The following is a 25,481-nucleotide window of genomic DNA, read 5'->3' on the forward strand; positions in this document are numbered from 1 at the left end:
GCGCCGAAGGAACTGTCATGAAAGCCGATATTCATCCGAATTATCATACGATTAAGGTCGTCATGACCGACGGCACCGAGTACCTGACCCGCTCGACCTGGGGCAAGGAAGGCGACACGCTGAACCTTGACATCGACCCCAAGTCGCACCCGGCCTGGACCGGCGGTACCCAGCAGCTGATGGATCGCGGCGGCCGCGTCTCGCGCTTCCAGAAGAAGTTTTCGGGCTTCCTCAAGAAGGACTAAAGTCCGCTTCGGGATCGCCCCGGCGACCACACGCAAAACGCCCCCGTCTCGGGGGCGTTTTTGTTTTTGGGGGCCGCTCCGGACCGGCGGGCTGAACGGGCCCGCGATCCTCCCGATGCGTCGTCCTGGCAAAGGCCAGGACGACAGCGAATGTGTGGCACGGCCTCCATCCACAATCGTCGCCCCTGCCTAGTGCGCAATTGCGCACGGGAGCAGGGACCCACAACCACAGGGCTGTGTTGTTGAAGAGGGCTGCGGCCCCAGCGTCGCGCAACTACTGTCATTTGTGGTTATGGGTCCCGGGTCAAGCCCGGGACGACACTGAATGTGTGGCTCGACTTTTGGGTCATACATCTGCAAGCAAGCATGGATGGGCTACTTCTTTAAGCGCGCTGCAGTCAGCCGGCGGCCTCGCGCAGACTTGCTTCGTAGCGCGCGCTCGCCCGTTCGAAGTTGCGGCGCGCTTCTTCGCGGTCGGAGCGGCCCTCTTCAAGCGTCAACGAATCCCATTTGCTCCGTTCCGTGGCGAAAAAATCGCCGCCATAGACGTGGATTGCGCCGCTCAGCCGGTCGATTGGATTGATCACCGAATGGATGATGTCGGTGCCGAGCGGCACGGTATCGCGCACGCACAAGGCCCTGGCGCCGGCAGCCTCGATCCTGTTCGGCTCGCTCGGAATGCGCCGCCAGAAGACGTTGTCCTCACGGCCCCCATAAACGCCGATCACGGCCCACATGTGATGGTCGTGAGGTGGCACGATATAGCCGGGGGGCCACACCACGTTGAGGATGGTCAGCGTCTCGGAATGGAAGAGCGCGCGGCTTTCGGGACGCTGCGGCTCGCCGAGTCCCTTGAATACCGCAGCCGGTTCAGACATCGCGCGGGCAACGACCTCATGAATGGCTCGGTGAGACGGGTCCGCCGCGAACGCTGCGCGGCAGTCGGCAACGAAACGCTCGGTGTCAAACATCGCGATTCCCCTTTTGGACAAATCTCGGCTGGGCCGCGTAAGGATGTCGCGGCTTGCTCAATGTGTCCAATGCATTTATTATCCATCTATTCATGCATTTGGTGCATTGAAAATGGACCTTCGACAGCTGCGCACCTTCGTCGTCGTTGCCGAGGCAGGCGGCTTTGCCGCCGCTCAACAACAGCTGCGTCTGAGCCAGCCGGCGGCCTCTCGCCAGATCCAGGCGCTCGAGGACGAACTCGGGATTCCGTTGTTCGATCGCGTCGGCCGCGGGATCAAACTGACTTCAGAAGGCGAGGATCTGCTACGGCGCGGCCGCCGTCTCCTGCAGGATGCCGAATCGTTCGGCGAGCGTGCCCGCGCGCTGAGAACCGGCAAGGCCGGCGCGCTGCGCGTCGGCTGCAGCACCCAACATATGGAAACGGTGCTCGCCAATTTCCTCCCCCTGTTCCGGCGCAAGCACCCCTCCGTGGCCATCGATTTGATCGAGGATGGTGGTGCCCGCGTTCCGGATCGTCTGCAGCGGGGCGACGTTCATCTCGCGATCATTCCGGCCGCCGACGACGGCTATCACCGCCGGTTGCTGGCTCCCGTCCATATGCTTGCTGCGGTTTCGCCGCGGCATGGCTTCGCAAGCAGGCGGAAGCTGGAGATTGCCGAACTCGCCGAAGAGTCATTGCTGCTCCTGCGGCGGGACTTCGCATCTCGCGGCTGGTTCGATGCCGCCTGCAACGTCGCACACATCAGGCCACGCGTGATCCTCGAAAGCGCAGCGCCTCACACCTTGCTCGCGCTGGCAAAAGGCGGCAACGATGTCGCCATCGTGCCGTCGAATGTCCAGATCCCGTCCGCAGGCGTCCGCGTCTTTCCGCTGATTCACAGGGGCGCCTCGATCGGGCGATGGACTGCGGTGGCTTGGGATCCGCAGCGCTTTCTGGCTCCTTATGCCAAATCCTTTATCGACGAACTCGTCGCCTATTGCGGCCAGCACTATCCGGGACGCGAGTTTGCCAAGCGCGTCTCCCCTCTACCGAGGCCGGAAGAAACAAAGGCGTAGTCGCCTTGCGGGAATTGCCGCGGATGGCCTGCTTCCGGGACCCGCAACAACGACTCAATCACGAACATGAAATGGTAGCTCGCGCCGTCGCGCGGATTCCGACGGCGAACCTAGCGCGGACGTTTCGGTCGCTTGAGTTCGGCGACCTTAAACTTCCCCGCGGCCTGCAGGCTGCTGCAAAGCCACCAGGCCCTGTTTCGGTACTCGCCCAGGAACCATTTGGTCTCGACGCAATCGACGTAGGACTTGTAGGTGAGGTTGTCTCGGCACGTCGACGAGAACGGTCCGTGGGTTTGTCCGCCCGTCGACTCGCTGCACCCGACCCAAGGGTCCTTGCCATGCGGGAGGCTCGATTCGCAGCCACCGTTGCAATTGCTGGCGACTTTCTCCAGCGCGGCAATCCTGCCCAGCACTGAATCCGGCGCCGGCGACGGCGCTCGAGCGGTTGACGACGACGTCTGGGTGGTTCTCGATCTCCGGTGAGATACCCCCGTGGTCACCACCTGTGTCGGACGATTTGGCCTTGCCACCGGCTTCGGCGCCTCGACCGTGATGGAGGGAAGCGGCTTGGCTGGGTCTGTTTGCGACGCTGCCGGGCCGCACAGCCAGACAGTTGACAACACGGCGACGGCTGAAGGCGCGACAAGGCTCGACGGCAATCTCATGACATAGCCCTCCCAAATCCGGGACGGAAATGCCGTCCCGACGAGGGCACGGTACCATACAGCCCGAGTTTGGCTACCTAGGGTTGAGGATAAATCTCCCGGTGTCTCACGATCGACGTCGACATGGCGGCGAGAGAACGCCCACCGCTCGCACCGTTCCGGCGTCTAGCCCAAAGCTGAGCTCGAACGGCTCTTGCCGATATTCGCCTTTGACCCGGAGCGGTTACTTGAACGACGCCGACACGCGGCGGAATCGGGTCGATTTTGCAGGCCCACGCCGTTAGGTCAGCGGTTCTGCCCCATGGTCTCTTGTTCAGAAGTTGCTGGCGCCCCCTACTCTCGATCCAGCGGCCATGCTTTGGTCAAAACTGCGTTGAGTGTTTGGCAGGGGTCATCGACTTGGCGAAAATACGATCGCCCTCCTTCGGGTGACATGGAACCGGGTGCCAGGTCGTTCCCTACCGCATTCTTGAGGTGCCCACCGCAAAGGCTTGTGATGGAACGGGCAAGGTTCGATAAGGCCGGGATTTTCGCTTTTGGCGATGCTCGGAGCGCTGTGACCTACTCGATCGAACTTTTTATCGTCACCGCGATCTACGGGAGCCTTGCGGCCTCCGCACATTTCCTTCCCGCTATCAATCCGACCGCGACACCGCTGTGGCCGCCAACCGGGGTTGCGCTCGCGCTTATGCTGCTGCGTGGCTACCGGATCTGGCCCGCGATCCTGGTGGGCGCCGTCGCGCCTTACCTGATAACCGACCGATCGCTCCTGGAATTTGTCGCCGCCGGGATCGGCACCCTCCTTGCTGCACTGGCCGGGACATGGCTGATCGGACGCTGGTCGAACGGTTGCCAGACGTTTGCCACGCCATCCGGTGTCGCAAAGTTTGCAGGTGTCTCCTTTGCGCCGACCGCGATGATCAGTTCATTCTCCGCCTTGGCCGGATCCATCTTCGTCAACGAACCGAGCTTTCCCGATTCCGTCGCCGCCGGGCTGACCTGGTGGCTTGCCGACGCAGCCGCGATCCTGGTGATTGCTCCGGTCATCGTGCTCTGGGCGATGATGCCCTTACGGATTTCCTCCAGATGGGATCTGTTGGAATCGATCGCAGTTATCGCTCTCGCTGGTCTCATTGGGATCGTAGCCTACAGCCCGCTCATCGGCAGTGACCTCGTCAGCGACGATCTCAACGTGGCGTTGCCGCATCGCAGCCTGCTGGGTTTTCTGGCTTTGCTCCCGTTGATCTGGACCGGTCTGCGCGGCAATCGATGCACCGCGGCTACGGCTGCGCTCATTTTCACCGGAATCGCAGTCTGGGGTTTCGCGTTCGGTAATGATCCGTTTCCGAAAACGGATCCGAACGGAGCATTGTTGTCACTGCTCGTGCTTTCGATCACCGTATCGGCCCCCTCTCTTGCCCTGGCAGCGGCAATCGCCACGCGTCACACCGCGGAAGCCCATCTGCTTTCCGTGCAGGACCAGTTGAACGGTCAACTTGAACGGAACGCTTCGGCGCTCGACAGCATCAGACGGCACTTCCAAACCCTTATCGAAGGCGTCGTCGATTATGCGATTTTTGCGCTTGATAGAGAAGGACACGTTACGAGTTGGAATAGCACCGCTCAAAAGATCATCGGCTACACCTCGGAAGAAATCATCGGCAAGCATTTTGGAATATTCTATCGGCCGGATGAACGCCGCGCGGGTTCGCCGACACACGCGCTGGAGACGGCAATCGAAAGAGGCAAGTACGACGTAGAGGGTTGGCGCATCAGAAAGAATGGTACGCCGTTCTTCATCACGGGCTCGGTCTCGTCGAGCCATGATGACTCAGGAAATCTGATCGGCTTCATCAGTATTCTGCGGGACGCAACCGAGCGACGCGACGCGGAAGAGAAGCTGGTTCAGGCACGCGAACAGCTCGCGATGTCGCAGAAAATGGAGGCAATCGGCAAGCTGACCGGCGGGATTGCACACGACTTCAACAATCTATTGATGATCATCGGAGGCAGCGCCCAGATCTTCACACGCCTGCTTGATCCAAAACTGCCCAAGGCAATTGAAGCCATACAGACCGCGGCCAAACGCGGCGAAAGCCTCACACGCCAATTGTTGACATTCTCTCGTCATCAGCATCTCAGCCCGACGGTCGTCGATCTGAATGCGTCCATCAAGAACATGCGGACCATGATCGAGAGCTCGCTGCGCGGGAACATCGTGTACAATGAGAACGTCGGCGAGGGTGTCGCGTCGGTCAAGGTGGACCTCGCCGAGCTGGAACTTGCGATCGTCAACATCGCCGTCAATGCGCGCGATGCAATGCCAAGCGGCGGCACGTTCACCTTATCCGTGCATGCGGTGACCGCGAACCAGGAAACCGGCGGCGATCGCCGCGCAAAGGCTTTCTTTGCGATCGCGCTTGGCGATACCGGCACCGGCATTCCGCCAAACCTGCTGTCCAAGATGTTCGATCCGTTCTTCACGACCAAAGAGGTCGGCAAGGGTACCGGGCTCGGCTTGTCCCAAGTCTATGGTTTCGCGCACCAGGCCGGCGGAACGGTGACGGCGGACAGCAAGGTTGGACAGGGAACAACGATTACAATCTACTTGCCGTCCTGCGCAGACGAGCAGACCACCAGTAAAGAGCTGGCCGCTGCCAGAACAAGAGCAAGGCAGCCGCAGCGGCAGACGGTTCTCGTTGTCGACGACAGCCCCGAGGTGGCGGATGTGACTTCCTCGCTGTTCGAGCATCTGGGTTATGACACGATCTATCGAGATTCGGCCGAAGCGGCGCTGAAATTGCTCGACGCCGGTACAAAGATCGATCTCGTCTTCAGCGATATCGTCATGCCCGGGACCATCGATGGCGTCGGGCTCGCGAGAGAAGTCCGGTCGCGATACCCCGGTTTGCCGATCGCCCTTACAACCGGCTACAGCGATGCCGCAAAAGCAGCCCCGCCAAGTCTAAAAATCCTCCGCAAGCCGTTCGATACCGACGCACTGAGAGATTTTATCCACGATCTTGCGCCGCCGCGACCACCGCGATCATCCGGCACGCCCATGACGTCAAACACGACTGAAGCCTCACGCAGAAATTGACCGGTCGCGCCATTGCAGCAGCAGCTCGTCGCGCAGCCTGGCGAAGCGTTGATCCGTACCATCGCCGCTGATGGACATGACTGCTGCTAGCGATCCTGGAAGGCCAGCCGCGCGCCGAGCGCGACCAGGATGCTGCCGCCGATCCGCTGCATGATGCGCTGCGACCGCTTCGAGCGCTGCAGCTTCGACATCACGGCGCTGGCGAAAAACACGCAGACGATGTCGACCGCCGAGAAGGTCAGATTTACCGTTGTGCCGAGCAGAAATAGCTGGGCCCAGACCGGCAGGCCGGCCGACGCATCGACGAATTGCGGCAGGAACGCCAGGAAGAAGATCGCCGTCTTCGGATTGAGCACCTCGACGACGATGCTTTGCGCGAAGGCGCGCTCCGCGGAGAGCGGCGCAAGTGTGGGGCGCTTTGCATTGTCGCGGTCGCGGAACAGCGACAGCCCGAGCCAGACCAGATAGGCCGCACCGGCAAGCTTCATCGCCATGAACAACGGCGGCACCGCATGAAACAGCAGCGCGAGGCCGGCCGCCGCGGCGACGACATGGACATAGCCGCCGAGATGCAGCCCGAGCGAGGCCATCAGCCCCGCGCACCGGCCGCCCGCCAGCGTGCGGGCCGCGGCGTACAGCATGGCGGGACCCGGGATCAGCGCGAAGGTCGCGGTCGTGACCGCGAAGGCAACGTACAATTCCATGTGTGTGCGTCAATCTCTGAAGGGTTGAGCGGGCGCAACTTCCTCCGCCGTCATTGCGAGCGAAGCGAAGCAATCCATCTGCCCGCATATGCCGATAGATGGATTGCTTCGTCGCTATCGCTCCTCGCAATGACGGTCTGGAATTTGTTCAAGGCGTTTCAGCTCGCCGGAATCATTGCCGCGACCTCGCGATCAGTCGGATTGTCGCTGGCCTCAAGCCCCGCGATCACGCCGGCGCGATCCTCGAGCTTGCGGTTCTGGCTCATCTTCTTCTTGGCATCGATCCGCGTGATTGGCATCCGGAAGCCGACGATCCCGCGCAGCTGCGCCTTGATGAAATCACCAGGCGCGTCACTGACCTGCCAGGCTTCCGGGCGCGAAGTCTCGTGCAGCTCGGTCAACCGGGTCACGACGTCCAGCAGACGATCGGCATTCTCGAAGAACTCGGCCGCGCCATAGGCGTGGACGGCGACGTAATTCCAGGTCGGCACCACCTTGCCGTGCTCGGCCTTGGTCGCATACCAGGACGGCGTCACATAGCCGTCGGGCCCCATGAAGATCGCCATCGCCTCGCCGACCGCGGGCAGCTTCCACTGCGGATTGGGCCGCGCGACGTGACCGTACAGCGTGCCGTAGTCGCCCTCGTTCTCATTGAGGATCAGCGGCAGCGGCGTGCCGATCAGGCCGTCGGCGGTTGCGGTGACCAGCGTCGCAAGCTCTGAGGCCCGCATCGCGGCGTGGATCGGACCGAGCTCATCCATCTTGAAATGCGGCGGCAGGTACATTGCGAACCTCTTGGCAGACACTCTGGCAGGCCTGATCAATTGCTGCTCGCACCATAGCGTTGAATTGGCCTATGATAAGGGCCACTTTCGATCAAACTAATTGGTCCACTATGCCCCGCCTGCGCGCCACGATCAGCATCCCTTCGCTCCGGGCCGTCGACCGCGCCGCCGGACAGGTCGGGCGGCAGATCGCGCAGGCCCTGCGCGCCGCGATTGCGAGCGGCGAGCTGAAGGCCGGGGATTTTCTGCCGTCGACGCGCGCGCTGTCGGCCTCGCTCGGCGTCGCGCGCGGCACGGTGACGGAGGCCTTCGAGCAGTTGCTGGCCGAGGGCTATCTGGAATCGCAGGTCGGTGCCGGCACCCGCGTCGCGCCGACGCTTGCCGAGCAGGCACGGCCCGTCGTGGTCAATCGCAAGCCTAACAAATCAGTGCCGATCCGGTTGCCGCCGCGCGCGGCGCGGCTTGCCAAAGTGGCGGCGGCCTTCAGGCCGATGCCGGAGGTCCCGTTTGCGATCGCGGTCCCCGGCGGCGCGGTCGCGCCCGACGACCATTGGCGCCGCCTCGGCAACCGCGTGCGCGCATCGCGCGCCGCGGCGCCGGCGAGCTATGGCGATCCGCGCGGCCTGATCGAGCTGCGGCAGGCGATCGCCGACTATGTGCGCAAATCCCGCGCGGTGCATTGCGAGCCCGAGCAGGTCGTGATCACGGCCGGCACCCAGCAAGGCCTCTATCTCGCCGGCCGCGTGCTGCTGTCGTCAGGCGATCCTGTCTGGGCCGAGGATCCCGCCTATCCCGGCATGACCGCCGTGCTCGACGATCTCGATCTCGTCACCACGCGCGTTGGCGTCGATGCGCAGGGCATCGACGTCGATGCCGCCACCGCCGCGTGCCCGCACGCACGCGCGGCGTTCGTGACGCCGTCGCATCAATATCCGCTGGGCATGCCGATGAGCATGGCCCGCCGCAATGCGCTGGTGGCGTGGGCGCAACGAAGCAATGCGTGGATCGTCGAGGACGATTACGACAGCGAGCTGCGCTACGCCGGGCATCCCTTCCCGTCGATGCAAGGCCTCGCCCCATCGCGGGTGATCTATTTGGGCACGCTGAGCAAGGTGTTGTTTCCCTCGCTGCGGCTCGGCTATGTCGTGGCGCCTTCGCCGCTGATCGACGCTTTCGCCGGCGCGCGGGCGCTGCTCGACCGGCATTCGCCGACCGCCGACCAGCATGTGCTGGCAGCCTACATGCGCAAGGGGCTGTTCGAAGCGCATATCAGGCGCATTCGCGGCGTCTACGCCGCACGGCGTGCGACGCTGATCGCGGCGCTGACGCACCACATGCCTGGTGACGTCACGCTGCAGCCGAGCGACCAGGGCATGCATCTGCTGTTGTGGCTGCCCCACGACCTCGACGATGTGCAACTGGCAAAATCAGCGCTTGCCGCCGGCATCGTCGTGCGGCCGATCTCGCCGATGTACAAGGCCGCGCCACGCCCCGGCCTGATGCTCGGCTTCGGCGGTTTCGAACCGGAGGAGTTGGAGGCGGCGGCGATCAGGCTGCGGCGCGTGATGGATCAGCACACGTCGCCGCGGCGGACCAGGCCACGCCGCGCGGACGCGTCACACTGATTTGCTGTCCGGATTACTGCTCGAACGCCGCCTTGAGGCGGTTGAGCTGCGGCACCAGCGGGTTGCCGATCGTCGAGCGGTCCGGCGCCGGCGCGTGGATCGTGGTGTCGAGGCGGCGGACGCGCGCCTGCAGATCCATCGAACGGGCGATCAGCTGCTGCAATTGCTCGGGCAGCTTGGTCACCATGTCGGCCGGGCCGGGATCGGCGGCCGACAGCTTCACCTTGGTCTTTTCGCGATTGGCCTGGGTCAGCGTCATCTCGCCTTCCTTGACCGCGCGATGCAGCAGCAGCCAGGAGGCGAGCTGCATCAGCCGCGTGGTCAGGCGCATGCTTTCGGTGGCATAGGTCAGGCTCACGGACCGTTCGAGCGCCTTGGCCTCGGCACGTCCGTCGCCGTCGAGATAGGCGGCGGTCTGCTCGACCAGGTCCATGCCTTCCCGGAACAGCACGCCGAATGCCGCAGAATTGGTCAGCCGTTCACTGAACAGTACAAGCCCGGCTTCGCTCTGGGAACGATCGGCCATGGTTAACGCCCTCACACCACCGTAACGCCCGCTGGCATCTGACGCGCCAGCTTATGATGAACAAATCATTGCGCGGGCGCGCCGAAGAGTCCAGCCGCAACCGGATTTATGGTTTCCAGCCGCTAGGACGCACAAAAAAGAGCCGCCGTTTCCGGCGGCTTTGAAGTTGATAACAGGGAGGCGTCAAACAGAGTGGACAGGAGCCACTCGGTGTCCAAACGAGGACAATGCAGTCATAATCGAGAAAGCTTAACCGATCGTAAATGAACGGATTTCTTCAGGCTTTGTTTGCCATGTCGGCCATTGACCTAGTTTGGGACAGGCCTCTTCTCCTTCCCCTTGAGAGGGGAAGGTCGGGATGGGGTCAACCGCAGGCGACGGCGTATGTGAAGAGAGCTGATCCCCACCCGCTTTGCTCTGGCGAGCAAAGCGACCTCCCCTTTTCAAGGGGAGGTGGAGCAGCGTAGCCCGGATGGAGCGCAAATCCGGGCTACGAGGACCGAATGATGTGGCGACCTACGACTTGAAGAACGCGTTGGCGGCGTCCTTCGACGCGCGCTTCTTCGTCATCGCCTCTTTCAGGCGATCGACTTCGGCGTTGAGCAGCGCGATGCGCTCCGTCAACTCCTCGACCGACAGCAGCGAGAGATCCTGGCCGATCTCATGGCTGATTTTCTTCCGCGGCCGGTCCTCATCCTCAATCGGCATGTGTCCTCCCCGCGATGCTGGTCTGGCGCCGTGCGTCCAGCGATGATAGATATCCGTCCAGAGGAGAATTTTGCAGTGACTTTCGTGTGCGCGCAACATCTGACGCGAATGCCCCGGCCCGACCGCAAGGAGTCTGACCGGACGGGATAGTTGCGCGCCAGCGCGCTAGGCATGAGCCGACCCCAAGCCCTTCCGATCATGCGGGAGGGCTTTTTGATTTTCCGCTTTGATTCTTGCGGGGTCGGCATCACCGAACGCGAAAGACCTTAATCCATGACCAAGATTCTCATCACCAGCGCGCTGCCCTACGTCAACGGCGTCAAGCATCTCGGCAATCTCGTCGGCTCGCTGCTGCCCGCCGACGTCCACGCCCGCTTCCGCCGGCAGACCGGCTGCGACGTGCTCTTCATCTGCGCGACCGACGAGCACGGCACACCGGCCGAGCTCGGCGCCATCGAGGCCGGACAGGATGTCCGGGCGTTCTGCGACGCACAGCACGCCGTCCAGGCCGACATCTATCGGCGCTTCGGTCTGTCGTTCGATCATTTCGGCCGCACCAGCTCGCCGCACAACCATGCGCTGACGCAGCACTTCTATCGCCGGCTCGATGACGCCGGGCTGATCGAAGCACGCACCTCCCGACAGGTGTTCTCGCCGGCCGACCGGCGCTTCCTGCCAGACCGCTACGTGCTCGGCACCTGTCCGCATTGCGGCGACGCCGGCGCGCGCGGCGATCAATGCGACCATTGCGGCACGCTGCTCGACCCGCCGGACCTCATCGATCCCCGCTCGGCGCTGTCGGGCGACCGCGCGCTCGAGATCCGCGACAGCCGTCATCTGTATCTGCGCCAGTCGCAGCTGGTCGAAAAAATCGGCGCATGGATCGACAGCCGCACCGGGTGGCCGCCCTTCGTGGTGTCGACCGCGAAGGGCTGGCTCAATGCGGAGCTGCGCGACCGCTGCATCACGCGCGATCTCGCCTGGGGCATCGCGGTGCCGCGCGGCGGCTTCGACGGCAAGGTGTTCTATGTCTGGTTCGACGCGCCGATCGGCTACATCGCGGCGACGCAGGAATGGGCCGACGCCGCGCCTGGCCGCGACTGGCGGCAGTGGTGGTGGCAGGCCGATGACGTCAGCTACATCCAATTTCTCGGCAAGGACAACATCCCGTTCCACACCGTGAGCTTTCCGGCGACGCTGATCGGCTCCGGCGAACCGTGGAGGACCGCCGATGTGATCAAGGGATTCCACTGGCTGAATTACGAGGGCGGCAAGTTCTCGACCAGCAGGAAGCGCGGCATCTTCACCGATGCGGCGCTGGCGGAATTGCCCGCCGATCTCTGGCGCTGGTGGCTGATCGCCAACGCGCCGGAGAGCGCCGACACCGATTTTGGCGTCGCCAGATTCGTCGCCGACGTGAACAAGGATCTCGCCGATATCTTCGGCAATCTCGCCAACCGCATCATCAGCTTCGCGCATCGCGCCTTCGACGGCCGCATCCCGGATGGTGGCGCTCCCGGCGATGCCGAGCGCCAACTCGCGCTTGAACTGGAGCAGCGCATCGCAGCGCTGCACCGCCATCACACGGCGCTGGAATTTCGCGCAACGGCGGCCACGACCCGCGCGATCTGGGACACCGCGAACGCTTATCTGCAGCACGCAGCACCCTGGACGGCGATCAAGTCCGATCCGGCACGCGCGGCAGTCATCACCCGCACCGGGCTCAATCTTGTCGCGCTCAGCGCCACGCTGGCGTGGAGCATCGTGCCTGATCTCGCGGCGCGCGTACTTGGCGCGCTCAGTTGCGACGATGTGATCCCGCGCTGGCCCACTGGCCCACTCCTCCCGCTGCTGGATCGCGGCGCGGGCACGCCGGTCGCTAGGCTCGGGCCGCTGGTCGAGAAAATCACGCCTGAGAGAGCCGACCAGCTCACGACGCGGTTCGGGGTTTAATGGCGTTTCGCTTCGGTGGAAAAGGCGGTATGCCATCCGCCGATCCTCTCCACTGACCAGGGACCAGCCATGCCAAATCTGCCCGCGCAAATGACCGTCGTTGCCATCAGCAAGCCGGGTGGCCCTGAGGTGCTGGTGCCGGAGACCCGCGCGGTGCCGGTGCCAAAGGCCGGCGAGATTTTGGTCAAGGTCGCGGCCGCCGGCGTCAATCGTCCCGACGTCGCGCAGCGCTCCGGCTCCTATCCGCCGCCGCCCGGCGCCAGCGACCTGCCCGGCCTCGAAATCGCGGGCGAAGTGGTCGCGCTCGGCGAAGGCGCAAAGCACAAGATCGGCGACAAGGTGATGTCGCTCGTCGCCGGCGGCGGCTACGCGCAATATTGCATCGCGCAGGACGCGCAGGCGATGACCGTGCCGCCCTCGCTGTCGATGCAGGAAGCGGGCGCGATTCCGGAAACGCTGATGACGGTGTGGCACAATGTGTTCGAGCGCGGCGCACTCCAGGCCGGGGAGACGCTGCTGATCCACGGCGGCTCGTCGGGCATCGGCACGATGGCGATCCAGCTTGCCAAGGCGTTCGGCGCCAAGGTGATCGTCACCGTCGGCTCGCAGGACAAGGCCGATGCCTGCCTCAAGCTCGGCGCCGATCACGCGGTCAATTACAAGACCGAGGATTTCGTCGAGGCGGTGAAGAAGGCCACCGGCGGCAACGGCGCCAATGTCATCCTCGACATGGTGGGCGGCGATTATATCGACCGGAACTATGACGCCGCCGCGGTCGAGGGCCGCATCGTCCAGATCGCGTTCCTGTCGGGAACACCGAAGGCCACGGCCAATTTCGCCAAGCTGATGGTCAAGCGGCTGCACCACACCGGGTCGACCCTGCGCCCCCGTAGTAATGCGGACAAGGCGGCGATGGTCGCGGCGATCGAGGCGAAGGTGCTGCCCTTGCTGCGCGAAGGCCGCGTCAAACCGCTGATGGACAGCACATTCCCGCTGGAAAAGGCCGCCGACGCGCACCGGCGTATGGAGACCAGCGAACATATTGGCAAAATTGTGTTGGCGGTTTAACCCTCGCGACGGAAGCAGGGGCGGAAACCCTTTGATTCCCTTCGCTTTCGTGTCATTTATCGCGCCACCGCCGGGCCGGTCGCCGGGTCCGGTCAGTTTGTCGATCGCGGAGTACTGACATTGCGTCTGATCAGGTGCCTTGCGCTGCTCGCGCTGGGCCTCATGATGTTTGCCGCCGCGCCTGCCGCGTATGCGATCGACGCGGTCAGCGTGCGCAGCGATGCGCCCGCGATCGATCTGACGGCGGTTCTCGACCATCAGCGCAGTGAAGCCGACCGCATCCAGGTCTCCACCGCCCCCGGAACCGACGGCATCGTGCGCCGCATCGAGGTTCGCGCCCGCGAAGGCGGCCAGAACTGGGTGGTGTTCGCGCTCGCCAACAACACCGACGACCAGCTCGACCGCCTGATCGTTGCGCCGCACTACCGCATCGTGTCGTCCGGCCTGCTGTGGCCCGACCTCGGCCTGTCGCGCATCGCCACCATCACTCCGTCGGTCGGCGATCGTCCCGAGCGGCAGGAGAGCCCGACCGCCGACGTGTTCCGCATCACGCTCGATCCCGGCGCCGTCGTCACCTATGTCGCGGAACTGCGCACCGACAAGCTGCCGCAGCTCTATCTGTGGGAACCCGACGCCTACAAGGACAAGGTCAACTCGTTCACGCTGTACCAGGGCATCGTGATCGGCATCTCGGGCCTGCTCGCGCTCGTGCTCACGATCTTGTTTGTGGTCAAGGGCAGCATCATGTTCCCGGCCGCCGCGGCGCTGGCCTGGGCGGTGCTGGTCTATATCGGCGTCGACTTCGGCTTCTGGGGCAAGGTGCTCGACATGTCGAACAACGCCGAGCGCGTCTGGCGCGCGGCGGGCGAGGCGATCCTCGCCGCGACACTGCTGGTGTTCCTGTTCGCCTATCTGAATTTGAGCAGATGGCACGTCCGCTACTCGCACATCACGATCGGCTGGCTGGTCTTCCTCGGCTCGCTGGTCGCGCTGGCGCTGTTCGATCCCGCGGTCGCCTCCGGCATCGCGCGCATGTCGCTGGTCATGATCGCCTTCGCCGGCTTCGCGCTGATCGTCTATCTCTCGACCCACGGCTTCGACCGCGCGGTGCTGCTGATCCCGACCTGGTTCCTGCTGGTGGTCTGGGTGGTCGCGGCCGGCATGACGGTCGCGGGCTCCGTCACCAACGACATCGTCGGCCCGGCGCTGCTCGGCGGCCTGGTGCTGATCGTGATGCTGATCGGATTCACGGTGATGCAGCACGCCTTCGCCGGCGGCGGCGCCACCACCGGCGTCGTCTCCGATGTCGAGCGCCGGGCGCTGGCGCTGACCGGCTCCGGCGATCTGATCTGGGATTGGGACGTGTCCGCCGACAAGGTGTTCACCAGTCCCGAGACCGAGGCCCTGCTCGGCCTCAAGCGCGGCACGCTGGAAGGCCCCGCCGCGAAATGGCTCGAGGTGCTGCACCCGCTCGACCAGGACCGCTTCCGCGCCGCGCTCGACAGCGTGCTCGACCAGCGTCGCGGCCGCCTGGTGCAGGATTTCCGGCTGCGCACGCCGGACGGCCACTTCATGTGGTTCGCGCTCAAGGCGCGGCCGGTGGTCGGCTCCGACGGCGAGGTCTCGCGCGTGGTCGGCACGCTCACCGACGTCACCGAGTTCAAGAACTCCGAAGAGCGGATGCTTCATGACTCCGTCCATGACAACCTGACCGGCCTGCCGAACCGCCGGCTGTTCATGGACCGCCTCGGCGCAGTGGCGAATCTCGCCAAGACCATGCCGAACCTGCGGCCGACCCTGATGGTGATCGACCTCGACCGCTTCAAGCAGGTCAACGATTCCGTCGGCATCGCGGTCGGCGATTCCATTTTGCTGACGCTGGCGCGGCGGCTGACCCGCATCCTCAAGCCGCAGGACACGCTGGCCCGCATGGCCGGCGACCAGTTCGGCCTGATCCTGCTGTCGGAGCAGGACCCGGCACGGATCACCAATTTCGCCGAGACCATCCGCAAGACCATCCGCGCGCCGATCGCGTTCAACGACCGCGAGATCTTCCTGACCGCCTCGATCGGGCTTGCGCTGTCCGACCCGGCGGCGCCGCTGACCGACGAGATCATCAAGGACGCCGAGCTTGCGATGTATCATTCCAAGCGGATCGGCGGCGACCGCATCGACGTCTACAAGCCGGCGATGCGGGCGCGCAAGACCGACCGCCTGACGCTGGAGAGCGACCTGCGCCGCGCCATCGAGCGGCAGGAGATCACGATCCTGTACCAGCCGATCGTGCGGCTGGAGGATCGCGCGATCGCCGGCTTCGAGGCGCTGGCGCGCTGGGACCATCCCAAGCTCGGCCGGATGTCGCCGTCGGAGTTCATCAACGTCGCCGAGGAGACCGGCCTGATCGTCGATCTCGGCATGTTCGTGATGGACCAGACCGCGCGCCAGCTCGCGGTGTGGCAGCGCGCGATGCGCGCCCGCGAGCCGATCTTCGCCTCGGTCAACGTGTCGTCGCGGCAGCTGCTGCGCCACGATCTGATCCACGATATCCGCACCGTGCTGTCGCGCTCCTCGGTGGCGCGCGGCACGCTGAAGCTTGAGCTGACGGAATCGCTGGTCATGGAGAACCCGGAGCACGCCGCCCAGATGCTGGCGCGGATCCGCGAGCTCGGCACCGGGCTGTCGCTCGACGATTTCGGCACCGGCCACTCCTCGCTGTCCTATCTGCAGCGCTTCCCGTTCGACACCATCAAGATCGACCAGTCCTTCGTCCGCACCACCAGCCGCGGCACCCGCCCGGTGATCCTGAAATCGATCATCGCGCTGGCCCACGATCTCGGGATGGAGGTGGTGGCGGAAGGCGCCGAGACGGATTCGGATGCCGTCGAGCTCTACCAGCTCGGCTGCGAATACGCCCAGGGCTTTGCCTTCGGCGAGCCGATGGACGCCGATGCGGCGACCCGGCTGCTCACCGAGGAACGGCTGGAAGCCGCGAGCTAACTCTTGTCGTCCCGGCCTCGTGCGCAATTGCGCACGGGAGCCGGGACCCATACGCCGCGGCCCATCCATGACGCGCTGGGGCCGGTTGCCTTCGTAACAACAACGCCCTGTGGTTATGGGTCCCGGCGAAGGCCGGGACGACGGTTGGGCATGCGCTTGAACCTGACGCTTTTGCCGTCGGCCTGGCGGGTGGCGATGTAGCCGGCCTCGAGGCAGGCCTCGCGCTGCGGCATCTTCTCCTGCGGGCTGCGCAACGTCTCCCACCACGAGGCCCGGTGCGCGGCGCGCGGCAGCGCCGCATCGATGATCGCCTCGATCTCCTCGAAGGTCAGCACGAATTCGGGCAGATGCTGCTTCTTCAGATAATCCCGCAATGCGTCGTAGTCGTTCACAACGTCCTCGATGACAAAAGTCCGGCAACCACCCGTTAACCCATTCGGCGGCTGCTGTCGCCATTTAAGGCGACAACAAGATTTCCCGTTGCATGACGGCGCATTGGAGCGGGACATGTCATTTCGACGGCGAAACGACGCAAGGCGGCGCTGGCGACTATCGGCAAAGCTGCTGATCGCGGCGTCGATTGCGACTGTCCTCGGCTTCTCCGCGGTCTGCGCCGGCGTGATGTTCGACATGCGCCGCGGCGAGGAGGAACTGGCCCGCCGCACCCTGGAGAATCTGGCGTCGGGGATCGAGGCCGACATCAGCCGCAACATCGAGCTCTACGACCTGTCGCTGCGCGCGGTCGCCAGCAATCTCGAGATGCCGGAGATCCGCAATATCAGCAAGGAACTGCGCCAGCTGATCCTGTTCGATCACGCCGCGACCGCAAAACATTTCGGCGCGATCCAGGTGTTCGACACCAAGGGCAATTTGACCATCGACGCGGCGAGCCTCGATCCACGGCCGGAGAACCGCAGCGACGAGGAGTATTTCACGGTCCAGCGCGACAATCCCGATGTCGGCCTTTACATCAGCCGGCCGATGCTGCATCGCGGCGCCTACGCCATCGTGCTGAGCCGGCGCATCGTCGACGACGAGGGCCGCTTCCTCGGCGTCGTGGTCGGCTCGATCCGCTTCAGCTATTTCCACGATCTGTTCGGGCGGCTGAACCTCATGCCAGGCGACACCATCACCGTGCTGCGCAACGACCGCACCATCATCATGCGGACGCCGTTCGATCTCGACGTGATCGGCAAGAACCTCGCGGAGCAGCTGGACTGGAAGGCCGAGAACCTGAAGGTCGGCGGCGCCTTCTCCGGCAAGGGCCCGGTCGACGACATACCGCGGCTCTATGTCAGGCGCAGCAGCTCCGGGCCGCTTTACGTGGTGGTTGGCAAGCCGCTCGAAGCCGTCTTCAACCTCTGGCGCACGGAGGCCATTCGCATCGGCGCGATCATGGCGTTTCTGATCCTGTTCGTGCTCAGCGGAACGCTGGTGCTCGCCCGCGAGATCGTTCGCCGCGCCGACGCCGAGGACAAGCTCGAGGAGATGGCGACTACCGACGCCCTCACCGGCCTGAAGAACCGGCGCAAGTTCGACGGCGAGATCGAGCGCGAATGGCGCCGTGCCGGCCGCTACGGCCAGCCGGTCGCGCTCTTGATGATCGATGCCGATCATTTCAAGGCCTACAACGACACCTATGGGCATCAGGCCGGCGACCAGGTGCTGGTCGGGATCGCGATCTGCATTTCGGACGCGGTGCGCCGCGCCGGCGATTGCCCGGCTCGTTTCGGCGGCGAGGAGTTCGCCGTGCTGCTGCCCAACATGACCGCGCTCGAGGCCTTCAACCTGGCCGAGACCATCCGCCGCAAGGTCCAGCAATGGTGCGCGGGCGAACTGATCACGACAGTCAGCATCGGCGTCGCCAGCATGCGGCCGACCGCGGGCCAGCAATGGTCCGATCTGATCGAGGCCGCCGACAAGGCGCTCTACGCCGCCAAGGCCAACGGCCGCAACCAGTCGGTGCTCGCGACCGTGCCGAAGATCGCGCTGGTGGCGTGAGGGGCCAAGCGGCTGCAAAATACCGGGCGTCACAAGCAATCAGTTAGACGCGAAGCCCTCTCCGCATCGTCGTCCCGGCGAAGGCCGGGACCCATAACCACAGGCGTTCGTTGTCGAAGCGAGCTGCGGCTCCAGCGTTAGGCAACAATGAGCATTCGGGGTAATGGGTCCCGGCCTTCGCCGGGACGACGGTGAGGATGTGGCACGGCTTGTGACTCACACATCCGCACGCCGCCTCAGCCCCGCCGCTTCTTCTTCGGCTTCTTGCCGAACTTCGGCTTCGCCGACACGTCCGGCCACTGCGTGGGTCCGGCGTGGCTGGACTTGCCCGGATGCTTCTTTTTCTTTCCGAACCGGGGCTCGTCGCCGGATTTCGGCCTGAAGCCTTTTCCGTCCCGATCGGATCGGAACGAGTCCCTGGATTCCTTCTTTGACGCGTATTCCTGACGCGAACCGCTCGCGCCTTCGCTCGAAAACGCTCTGGCCTCGCGGTCCGGCGTGCCGCGCCGCTTTCCTGCACCCTCGGCGCGCGGCCCCCCGGCGCGCGGCGCGCTGTATCCGCCGTCGCCATCGTCGCGCCAGGGCTTGCGCGCCGGCTTCTCGCGCACCTCTCCCTGCGGCGCGCCCGCCAGCGGCTCGATGCGGATGCTGTCTTCCTTGTCCGGACGCTTGATCTTGACCGCGAAGGAATCCGCGACCCGCGCGGCGATCTCGAATTCGGTGCTCGTATCCATGATCTTGATCGCGCCGATGTCGCGCTTGTCGATGCCGCCACGGCGGCAGATCATCGGCAGCAGCCAGCGGGCTTCGGCGCTCTTCCGGCGTCCGATCGCGGCGCGGAACCAGACGGTCGCCTCCTCCATGCCGTGACGCGCGGAGGACTTGCCGGTCTTCGATCGCGGCCCCGCGGCACGATCATCGCGGCGCGAGGCGCGCTCGCCGCGACGATCGTCGCGGTCCCGACCGCGTCCCTCGCCGGGATCGAGAATGTCTTCGGGCGCAGGCAGCCGCGCACGGTAAAGCCGGGCGAGCGCTGCGGCAATCGCCTCGGGCGCGCGTTCGGCGAGCAAGGCCTGCGCCAGCGCCAGATCATCTGACGTCGCCTCTTCGGAGAACACTGCATCCTGCAGCAGGCGATCATGGTCGAGCTTGCGGATCTCCTCCGCCTGCGGCGCGGAGCCCCAGACCACATCGATGCCGGCGAGATCGAGCAGCAATTCGGCGCGCCGCCGCCGTGCCGGCGGCACCAGCAGGATGCTGACACCCTTGCGGCCGGCGCGGCCGGTGCGGCCCGAGCGATGCTGCATGACCTCCGGATCTTTCGGCAGATCCGCGTGAATGACGAGATCGAGGCTCGGCAGGTCGATGCCGCGCGCCGCGACGTCGGTCGCGACGCAAACCCGCGACCGCCCGTCGCGCAACGCCTGCAGCGCCTGGGTCCGCTCGTTCTGGGTCATTTCGCCCGACAGCGCGGCGACGGAGAACCCGCGCTCGAGCAGCGCCGCCTGCAAATGCCTGACGGCCTCACGCGTGTTGCAAAACACCAGCGCGCTCGGCGCCTCATGGAAACGCAGCACGTTGACGACGGCGTGCTCGACATCGTCGGCGGCCACCCGGATGGCGCGGTACTCGATATCGGCATGGCCGCCTTCGTCACCCGCGACCTCGATCCGGAACGCCTGCTCCTGATACTGCTTGGCGAGCGCGACGATGCCGCGCGGAAACGTCGCCGAGAAGAGCAAGGTGCGGCGGGTGTCCGGCGTGGTCTCGAGGATGAATTCCATATCCTCGCGGAAACCGAGATTGAGCATTTCATCGGCCTCGTCGAGCACGACGACCTTGAGTTCCGAAATGTCGAGACGGCCGCGCCGCAAATGGTCGCACAACCGGCCGGGCGTCCCGACCACGATGTGGGCGCCCTCGGCAAGCTCGCGCTGCTCGCGGCGCGGGTCCATGCCGCCGACGCAGGAGACGACGCGGCCGTCGGCGTGTTCATAAAGCCAAGCAAGCTCGCGCTGGACCTGCAAGGCGAGCTCGCGCGTCGGCGCGACGATCAGGGCCAGCGGGGCGGCGGCCGGCTCGAACCGCTCGGCGCCGTCGAGCAAGTCCTTTGCCATGGCTAGGCCATAGGCAACGGTCTTGCCCGAGCCGGTCTGGGCCGAAACCAGGAGATCACGGTCGACCGCGTCGGCGGCGAGCACGGCGAGTTGGACCGGGGTCGGTTGATCGTAGTTGCGCTCAGCCAAGGCGCGGGCGAGCGGCGAACTTGTGGTCGGAAAGGGCACGAGATGGGAAACCTTGATTGGTCCGGGCGCAGAACGTCGAGCGGGACGACCTGGAGCTGCGTACCCGGCAGGCGGCACAGCCGCATGACGATTTGGGCTGCTTTACGCCAAGAAGCGCCAAATCGCCATGCCCCCGTCGCAGAAAAGCTGGCGCCCGGATCAGGCGGCCTGCCCGATCCGGGCCGTAGGGCTGGTCAGCGCGATGGCGGGTGACGGCTTCGCCTAACCTGCAAGACCGTCCGGTCGGCGACAGCCGCCGCTACTTTGCCGCCTTGGCGCATTTGAGAGGTCAAGAGGGACGAGAACGGGACGAGCACCGTTGCGGGACTCCCTGGACGCGGCATCACTTCGCCTTGAGCGCCTTCTCGTGGCTCTCGAGCGCCGCTGTCATCAGCTTCGGCAATTGCGCGGCATAGACCTCGATGAAGGTGGCATCGCCGCAGGCCTCCGGATTGCGCGCGGCCTGCTCGGCGATGCGTGCGGCCCTGGCCTCGCATTTCGCGAACATGTGCCAGAACCAGTCGGCATTCTTGCCGAGTGCCGGCTTGTTCTTCTTGATGACGGCGGCGCCGACCGCGCTCATCGCGCTGACGACGCCGGCGCCCAGCGTGCTGATGGCGCGCGCGTTGAGGATGTCCTCGCGCCCTTGCGCGGTGGCGTTGGTGGCGGTCGCTCGTCCCTTGGCCGGCATGCTGTGAGCTCCTTCGATCCCTGCGGCGGATGCAGCATCGGCCGCGGAAGTTGAGGAAAGCTCAAGGGGCATGGTTGAGAACCGCTATGGATTTCATTCCGGTTTTATGCGCTTCCGAGCGATCGGGCCTGGAGGGGCGTTTTGCCCTCTTCTCTGCGCGGGAATCCGTCAGGCGTCGTTACCCTTTGGCGCCGTAGCGGCGGATCAGCTGACCGGCGACATCGTCGAGATCATTGCCGACGACCTGCGGCTGCGGGCCGACGCCGAGGACATCGTTGCCGGGACGCTTGATCAGCGCGGCCTCCCAGCCGGCCGCGACCGCGCCCAGCGTGTCCCAGGTGTGGCAGGCGATCAGGCAGAACTCCGAGGGCTTTGCCCCGAGCTCCTTCTCGACATAGCCATAGGCCTGCCGCGACGGCTTGTGATGCTTGACGCCGTCGGCGGAGAAGCGCCGCTCGAACAGATCGACGATGCCGCCATGGGTCAGACTGCCGGGTCTGCACCTCGAGCAGATTGTCGGTCAGCGTGAACAGGCGGAAACCCGCCGCGCGCAGCCTGCGCAGCGCGCCGGGCACTTCGCCGTGCGGCGGCATGGTGGAGAATTTCTCGGTCAGCTCCTGCTTGTCGGCATCGTCGATCCTGATGCCGCGGGTGTCGGCCAGCATCTTCATGACCGCGGCGCCGATATCGGTGAACGGCACGTAACACCCCGCGACGGTGAGCGAGGCCGAGTACATGATGAAGTTGGCGAACCACAGCCGCATCGCGCTCTTGTCGTTGAAGATGCGCGCGAACACCGGCTCCATGGTCTCGAGGTCGAGCAGGGTTTCGTTGACGTCGAACACGATCAGGGGAAGTGCCGCCATTTTGTTGGGCTCCTGTTGGGCTTTGTTTTGAGCATGATCTTTTCGGAAAACCGCTACGCACTTTTCCGGATCATGCTTTGGTGGTCTCAGCCCCTATCCTTCATCCGGCTGCGGTGCGCGGCCTGCTTGGCGCGGTTGCCGCAGATCGCCATGCTGCACCATCGGCGCGCCCGCGCCCGCGTGTGGTCGGCAAACATCAGCGTGCAGGCCGGGCCCTCGCACGCCTTGATGTCGGAGAAGCTTTCCTCGCAGACGACCCTGGCCATCGCTTCCCCGATCGGCAGCAGCAATGTTTCGGCCGAACGCCAGCGCCGCGTCCGCTCCAGCGCGAAACCGTCATGGCCGCCATCGCCGTCCTTGTGGCGATGCGCCACGATCCGGCTGAACGCCTGATCGCTTTCCAGCAGCCGGTTCAGCGGCTCGATCTCCTTGAGCGCACGCGGCGCCAGCGGCCGGCCCATATGCTTGCGCACGAAGCCGCGGAACCACTCGCGCAAATCGCGGGCCTGACCGGCGACGTCGTCGAGCTCGCCCGACGTCGCGCGCGCCTTGAGCTCGTCGAGCACATCGGGCGGCACCAGCTGCGCCTGCGCGAGCCAGCGCAGCAGGCCGTCGCCATCGCCGATCCAGTCGACCGGCGTATCGACCGGCGTCGCGATCGAATTGATGAAATCGATGCCCAGGCTGTCTGCGATGAACATCGCGGGCGGATGGGATTGCACGGTGACGCCCTCCTGGCGGCTTTCTGACGGCTTCCTCAGTCACGGAAATAGTAACCTGATAAAATTCATTTGACAAGTTACGCGTCCTGGACCATAAGCGCGATAACCTGTAAAATAGCATTTTAGAGGTTACGGCCAAAACGGGCCTGAAACGAGGGAGCGGACAATGTCGAACAAGGATGTCAGCGTGGTGCTTGCGCATGGCGCGTGGGCCGACGGCTCGAGCTGGGCGCGGGTGATCACGGCGCTCGACGCCGAGGGCATCAGGGCGGTGGCGGCGCCGCTGCCCCTCACCTCGCTCGCCGACGACGTCGCCGCGCTGAACCGCACTCTGGACCGCGTCGCGGGCCCGGTGGTGCTGGTTGGCCATGCCTATGCCGGCGCCGTGATTGCCGAGACCCGCTCGCCGCGCGTCAAGGCGCTGGTCTATGTCGCGGCGCTGGCGCCGGATGAAAGTGAGACGGTCGCCGACGTATTCTACCGGCTGCCGCCGCATCCGTTCGCGCCGAAGCTCGCGCCCGACGCCAATGGCCTGATCTGGCTGCCGGAGTCCGCTTTCGCGGCGGCCTTTGCGCAGGGCGCGCGGTCCGAGGACCTTGCGGTACTCGCCGCGGTGCAGCGGCCGATCTCGCCGGCCTGCATCACCGTGCCGGTCGGCCGCCCCCTGTGGAAGGACGTCCCGAGCTGGTTCCTGGTTGCCGAGGACGACCGGATGATCGCGCCCGAGACCCAGCGCAGCATGGCGGCGCGGATGCAGGCGAGCGTGCGCTCACACCCGGTCGATCACACCCCGATCATGACCGCGTCGAAGCTCGTCACCGACATCATCCGGGAAGCGGTCGAGAACGTTACAGAGCGCTGACCTCTTCCCACGATTTCGGACAGGAGAGCTGCCATGCAGGAGAAACGTCTCTCGGCCGACCGGCTCGGCGCGTTTTCCGATGCGGTGATCGCCGTCATCATCACGGTGATGGTGCTGGAGCTGAAGGCGCCGGAGGGCTCGCGGTTCGCCGACCTGCTGCCGCTGTGGCCGACCGCGATCAGCTACGCCGCGAGCTATCTGTTCATCGCGGTGATCTGGGTCAATCATCACCATCTGCTGCATCTGGTGCGGCAGCCGACGCCGCGGTTGATCTGGCTGAACTTCGTGCATCTGTTCGCGGTTTCACTGCTGCCGTTTGCCACCGCATGGGTCGCGCGATCGCACATGGCCGCCGCGCCGGTGGTGGTCTATGCAGTCATCTTCCTGCTGATCGATCTCGCCTATCTCGCCTTCGAGCGCACGGTGCTGACGCAGGCAGACCAGAGCCTGATCTCCGAGCGCGTGCGGACATGGACGCAGCGTCGCACCTTGCTCGCCGTGCTGGTGTTCGCGGCCGGCGCCGCCATCGCGCCGTTCATGCCGCTGCTGGGCTTTGCCACGGTGTGCTGCGCCCTGCTGCTCTATCTGCGTCCCGAAGCGATCAGCGGGCTCGCGAAGCAAATCAAATCCTAAGTCCCGGAACTCACCAACGCACGATCACAAGGAGTGACAGATGTCCCAGGTCAAATACCGCATTGCCGATGTCGACGGCTTTAACATCTTCTATCGCGAAGCCGGTTCGCCCGGCGCGCCAAAGCTGCTGCTGCTGCACGGCTTCCCGAGCGCCGGCCACATGTTCCGCGATCTGATCCCGCAGCTCGCGGACAAATTCCACATCGTGGCGCCGGATTTGCCCGGCTTCGGCCAGACGGACATGCCGCCGCGCGACAAGTTCAACTACACTTTCGACAGCATCGCCGGCGTCATCGATCGCTTTACCGAGGTGATCGGCTTCGATCGCTTCGCGGTCTATGTGTTCGATTATGGCGCGCCGACCGGCTTCCGCCTGGCGGTCAAGCATCCGGAGCGGATCACGGCGATCATCTCCCAGAACGGCAACGCCTATCAGGAAGGCCTCAGCGACGGCTGGACGCCGATCAAGGCCTATTGGCAGGATCCCTCGCCGGCGAACCGCGACGCCTTGCGTGCGTTCCTGACGCCGGAGACCACGCGCTGGCAGTACACCCACGGCACATCAGATCCGCAAACGGTGTCGCCGGACGGCCAGAACCTCGACAACTACTACATGGCGCGGCCCGGCGCGCACGACGTGCAGCTCGATCTGTTCGGCGACTACAAGAGCAACGTCGCGCTCTACCCCACCTTCCAGACTTACTTCCGCACCCACCAGCCGCCGTTCCTCGCGGTGTGGGGCAAGAACGATCCGTTCTTCCTGCCGCCGGGCGCCGAGGCGTTCAAGCGCGACAATCCGAAGGCGGTCGTCAAATTTTTCGACACCGGCCACTTTGCGCTGGAAACGCACGCCGCCGAGATCGCGCAGGCTATCCGCGAGTTCCTGAACCGCTGACTCAAGGATGTCGGCACCCACAACTCTATCCGCGTCTTTGCGAGCGAAGCGAAGCAATCCATAGCTCCGCACAACGGAAGGATGGATTGCTTCGTCGCTGTCGCTCCTCGCAATGACGGGCT

The 25,481-nt window shown here is 64.8% G+C and carries 22 protein-coding genes; 11 read left to right on the forward strand and 11 right to left on the reverse strand.

Features of this window, described 5'->3' with window-relative positions:
- The first annotated feature begins 17 nt into the window (after positions 1-17).
- A complete protein-coding gene (gene rpmE / locus ACVI1L_RS09075) occupies positions 18-245 on the forward strand; it encodes a 50S ribosomal protein L31 (protein ID WP_016845230.1) in 228 nt (75 codons plus the stop codon).
- 398 nt (positions 246-643) lie between these two features.
- Here the strand turns inward: rpmE and ACVI1L_RS09080 are convergent, their stop codons facing one another.
- On the reverse strand, positions 644-1,123 hold the full coding sequence (locus ACVI1L_RS09080) for a hypothetical protein (protein ID WP_210262858.1): 480 nt from the start codon (positions 1,121-1,123) through the stop codon (positions 644-646).
- 82 nt (positions 1,124-1,205) lie between these two features.
- Between ACVI1L_RS09080 and ACVI1L_RS09085 the strand changes: the two genes are divergently transcribed.
- On the forward strand, positions 1,206-2,273 hold the full coding sequence (locus ACVI1L_RS09085) for a LysR family transcriptional regulator (protein WP_456782732.1): 1,068 nt from the start codon (positions 1,206-1,208) through the stop codon (positions 2,271-2,273).
- 110 nt (positions 2,274-2,383) lie between these two features.
- Here the strand turns inward: ACVI1L_RS09085 and ACVI1L_RS09090 are convergent, their stop codons facing one another.
- Positions 2,384-2,938, reverse strand: a complete 555-nt coding sequence (locus ACVI1L_RS09090; protein WP_253588773.1) for a hypothetical protein — start codon at positions 2,936-2,938, stop codon at positions 2,384-2,386.
- A 556-nt stretch (positions 2,939-3,494) separates the two neighbouring features.
- Between ACVI1L_RS09090 and ACVI1L_RS09095 the strand changes: the two genes are divergently transcribed.
- A complete protein-coding gene (locus ACVI1L_RS09095; protein WP_456782733.1) occupies positions 3,495-6,038 on the forward strand; it encodes an MASE1 domain-containing protein in 2,544 nt (847 codons plus the stop codon).
- An 86-nt stretch (positions 6,039-6,124) separates the two neighbouring features.
- On the opposite strand, the gene ACVI1L_RS09100 is transcribed toward ACVI1L_RS09095, so the two are convergent.
- Both ACVI1L_RS09100 and ACVI1L_RS09105 read right to left on the reverse strand, forming a co-directional pair.
- A complete protein-coding gene (locus tag ACVI1L_RS09100; RefSeq protein ID WP_456782734.1) occupies positions 6,125-6,742 on the reverse strand; it encodes a LysE family translocator in 618 nt (205 codons plus the stop codon).
- Positions 6,743-6,900: 158 nt separating this feature from the next.
- Entirely contained in the window at positions 6,901-7,527 is a 627-nt protein-coding gene (locus tag ACVI1L_RS09105) for an FMN-binding negative transcriptional regulator (protein ID WP_456782735.1), read from the reverse strand.
- A 110-nt stretch (positions 7,528-7,637) separates the two neighbouring features.
- On the opposite strand from ACVI1L_RS09105, the gene pdxR reads away from it, so the two are divergent.
- Positions 7,638-9,152: a MocR-like pyridoxine biosynthesis transcription factor PdxR gene (gene pdxR / locus ACVI1L_RS09110; protein WP_456782736.1), complete on the forward strand. Its 1,515-nt coding sequence runs from the start codon at positions 7,638-7,640 to the stop codon at positions 9,150-9,152.
- 13 nt (positions 9,153-9,165) lie between these two features.
- On the opposite strand, the gene rcdA is transcribed toward pdxR, so the two are convergent.
- The gene (gene rcdA, locus ACVI1L_RS09115) at positions 9,166-9,678 is read right to left on the reverse strand and encodes a protease adaptor protein RcdA (RefSeq protein ID WP_028333674.1); all 513 of its coding nucleotides are present in this window, start codon (positions 9,676-9,678) and stop codon (positions 9,166-9,168) included.
- A 516-nt stretch (positions 9,679-10,194) separates the two neighbouring features.
- Positions 10,195-10,386 (reverse strand): DUF1192 domain-containing protein, encoded by a 192-nt coding sequence (locus ACVI1L_RS09120; protein WP_016845225.1) that lies wholly within the window; start codon positions 10,384-10,386, stop codon positions 10,195-10,197.
- A gap of 273 nt (positions 10,387-10,659) precedes the next feature.
- On the opposite strand from ACVI1L_RS09120, the gene metG reads away from it, so the two are divergent.
- The 3 genes from metG (at position 10,660) to ACVI1L_RS09135 (ending at position 16,404) form a co-directional block, all read left to right on the forward strand.
- Complete coding sequence (metG, locus tag ACVI1L_RS09125; protein ID WP_456782737.1) at positions 10,660-12,339, forward strand: methionine--tRNA ligase; 1,680 nt, start codon at positions 10,660-10,662, stop codon at positions 12,337-12,339.
- Between the two features lie 69 nt (positions 12,340-12,408).
- Complete coding sequence (locus ACVI1L_RS09130; protein WP_057017706.1) at positions 12,409-13,407, forward strand: NAD(P)H-quinone oxidoreductase; 999 nt, start codon at positions 12,409-12,411, stop codon at positions 13,405-13,407.
- Positions 13,408-13,527: 120 nt separating this feature from the next.
- Complete coding sequence (locus ACVI1L_RS09135; RefSeq protein WP_076827342.1) at positions 13,528-16,404, forward strand: EAL domain-containing protein; 2,877 nt, start codon at positions 13,528-13,530, stop codon at positions 16,402-16,404.
- Between the two features lie 113 nt (positions 16,405-16,517).
- On the opposite strand, the gene ACVI1L_RS09140 is transcribed toward ACVI1L_RS09135, so the two are convergent.
- Positions 16,518-16,796, reverse strand: a complete 279-nt coding sequence (locus ACVI1L_RS09140) for a DUF7662 domain-containing protein (protein WP_253588767.1) — start codon at positions 16,794-16,796, stop codon at positions 16,518-16,520.
- A 115-nt stretch (positions 16,797-16,911) separates the two neighbouring features.
- Between ACVI1L_RS09140 and ACVI1L_RS09145 the strand changes: the two genes are divergently transcribed.
- Entirely contained in the window at positions 16,912-18,405 is a 1,494-nt protein-coding gene (locus ACVI1L_RS09145) for a sensor domain-containing diguanylate cyclase (RefSeq protein ID WP_456782738.1), read from the forward strand.
- Between the two features lie 236 nt (positions 18,406-18,641).
- On the opposite strand, the gene ACVI1L_RS09150 is transcribed toward ACVI1L_RS09145, so the two are convergent.
- The 4 genes from ACVI1L_RS09150 to ACVI1L_RS09165 form a co-directional block, all read right to left on the reverse strand.
- Positions 18,642-20,690 carry a DEAD/DEAH box helicase gene (locus tag ACVI1L_RS09150; RefSeq protein WP_456782739.1) on the reverse strand — a complete coding sequence of 683 codons (2,049 nt, stop codon included), beginning with the start codon at positions 20,688-20,690 and terminating at the stop codon, positions 18,642-18,644.
- 343 nt (positions 20,691-21,033) lie between these two features.
- Positions 21,034-21,381: a hypothetical protein gene (locus ACVI1L_RS09155; protein WP_456782740.1), complete on the reverse strand. Its 348-nt coding sequence runs from the start codon at positions 21,379-21,381 to the stop codon at positions 21,034-21,036.
- A 230-nt stretch (positions 21,382-21,611) separates the two neighbouring features.
- Entirely contained in the window at positions 21,612-22,226 is a 615-nt protein-coding gene (locus tag ACVI1L_RS09160) for a hypothetical protein (protein WP_456782741.1), read from the reverse strand.
- Positions 22,227-22,333: 107 nt separating this feature from the next.
- Entirely contained in the window at positions 22,334-22,948 is a 615-nt protein-coding gene (locus ACVI1L_RS09165) for a CGNR zinc finger domain-containing protein (protein WP_456785531.1), read from the reverse strand.
- 187 nt (positions 22,949-23,135) lie between these two features.
- Between ACVI1L_RS09165 and ACVI1L_RS09170 the strand changes: the two genes are divergently transcribed.
- Genes ACVI1L_RS09170 through ACVI1L_RS09180 form a run of 3 tightly spaced genes read left to right on the forward strand, consistent with a single transcriptional unit; the run spans position 23,136 to position 25,359 of the window.
- Positions 23,136-23,831: an alpha/beta fold hydrolase gene (locus tag ACVI1L_RS09170; protein ID WP_456782742.1), complete on the forward strand. Its 696-nt coding sequence runs from the start codon at positions 23,136-23,138 to the stop codon at positions 23,829-23,831.
- A 33-nt stretch (positions 23,832-23,864) separates the two neighbouring features.
- The gene (locus ACVI1L_RS09175) at positions 23,865-24,464 is read left to right on the forward strand and encodes a TMEM175 family protein (protein ID WP_456782743.1); all 600 of its coding nucleotides are present in this window, start codon (positions 23,865-23,867) and stop codon (positions 24,462-24,464) included.
- 40 nt (positions 24,465-24,504) lie between these two features.
- Positions 24,505-25,359: an alpha/beta fold hydrolase gene (locus tag ACVI1L_RS09180; RefSeq protein ID WP_456782744.1), complete on the forward strand. Its 855-nt coding sequence runs from the start codon at positions 24,505-24,507 to the stop codon at positions 25,357-25,359.
- Positions 25,360-25,481: the final 122 nt, after the last annotated feature.

The organism is Bradyrhizobium sp. USDA 4516, assembly GCF_054055915.1.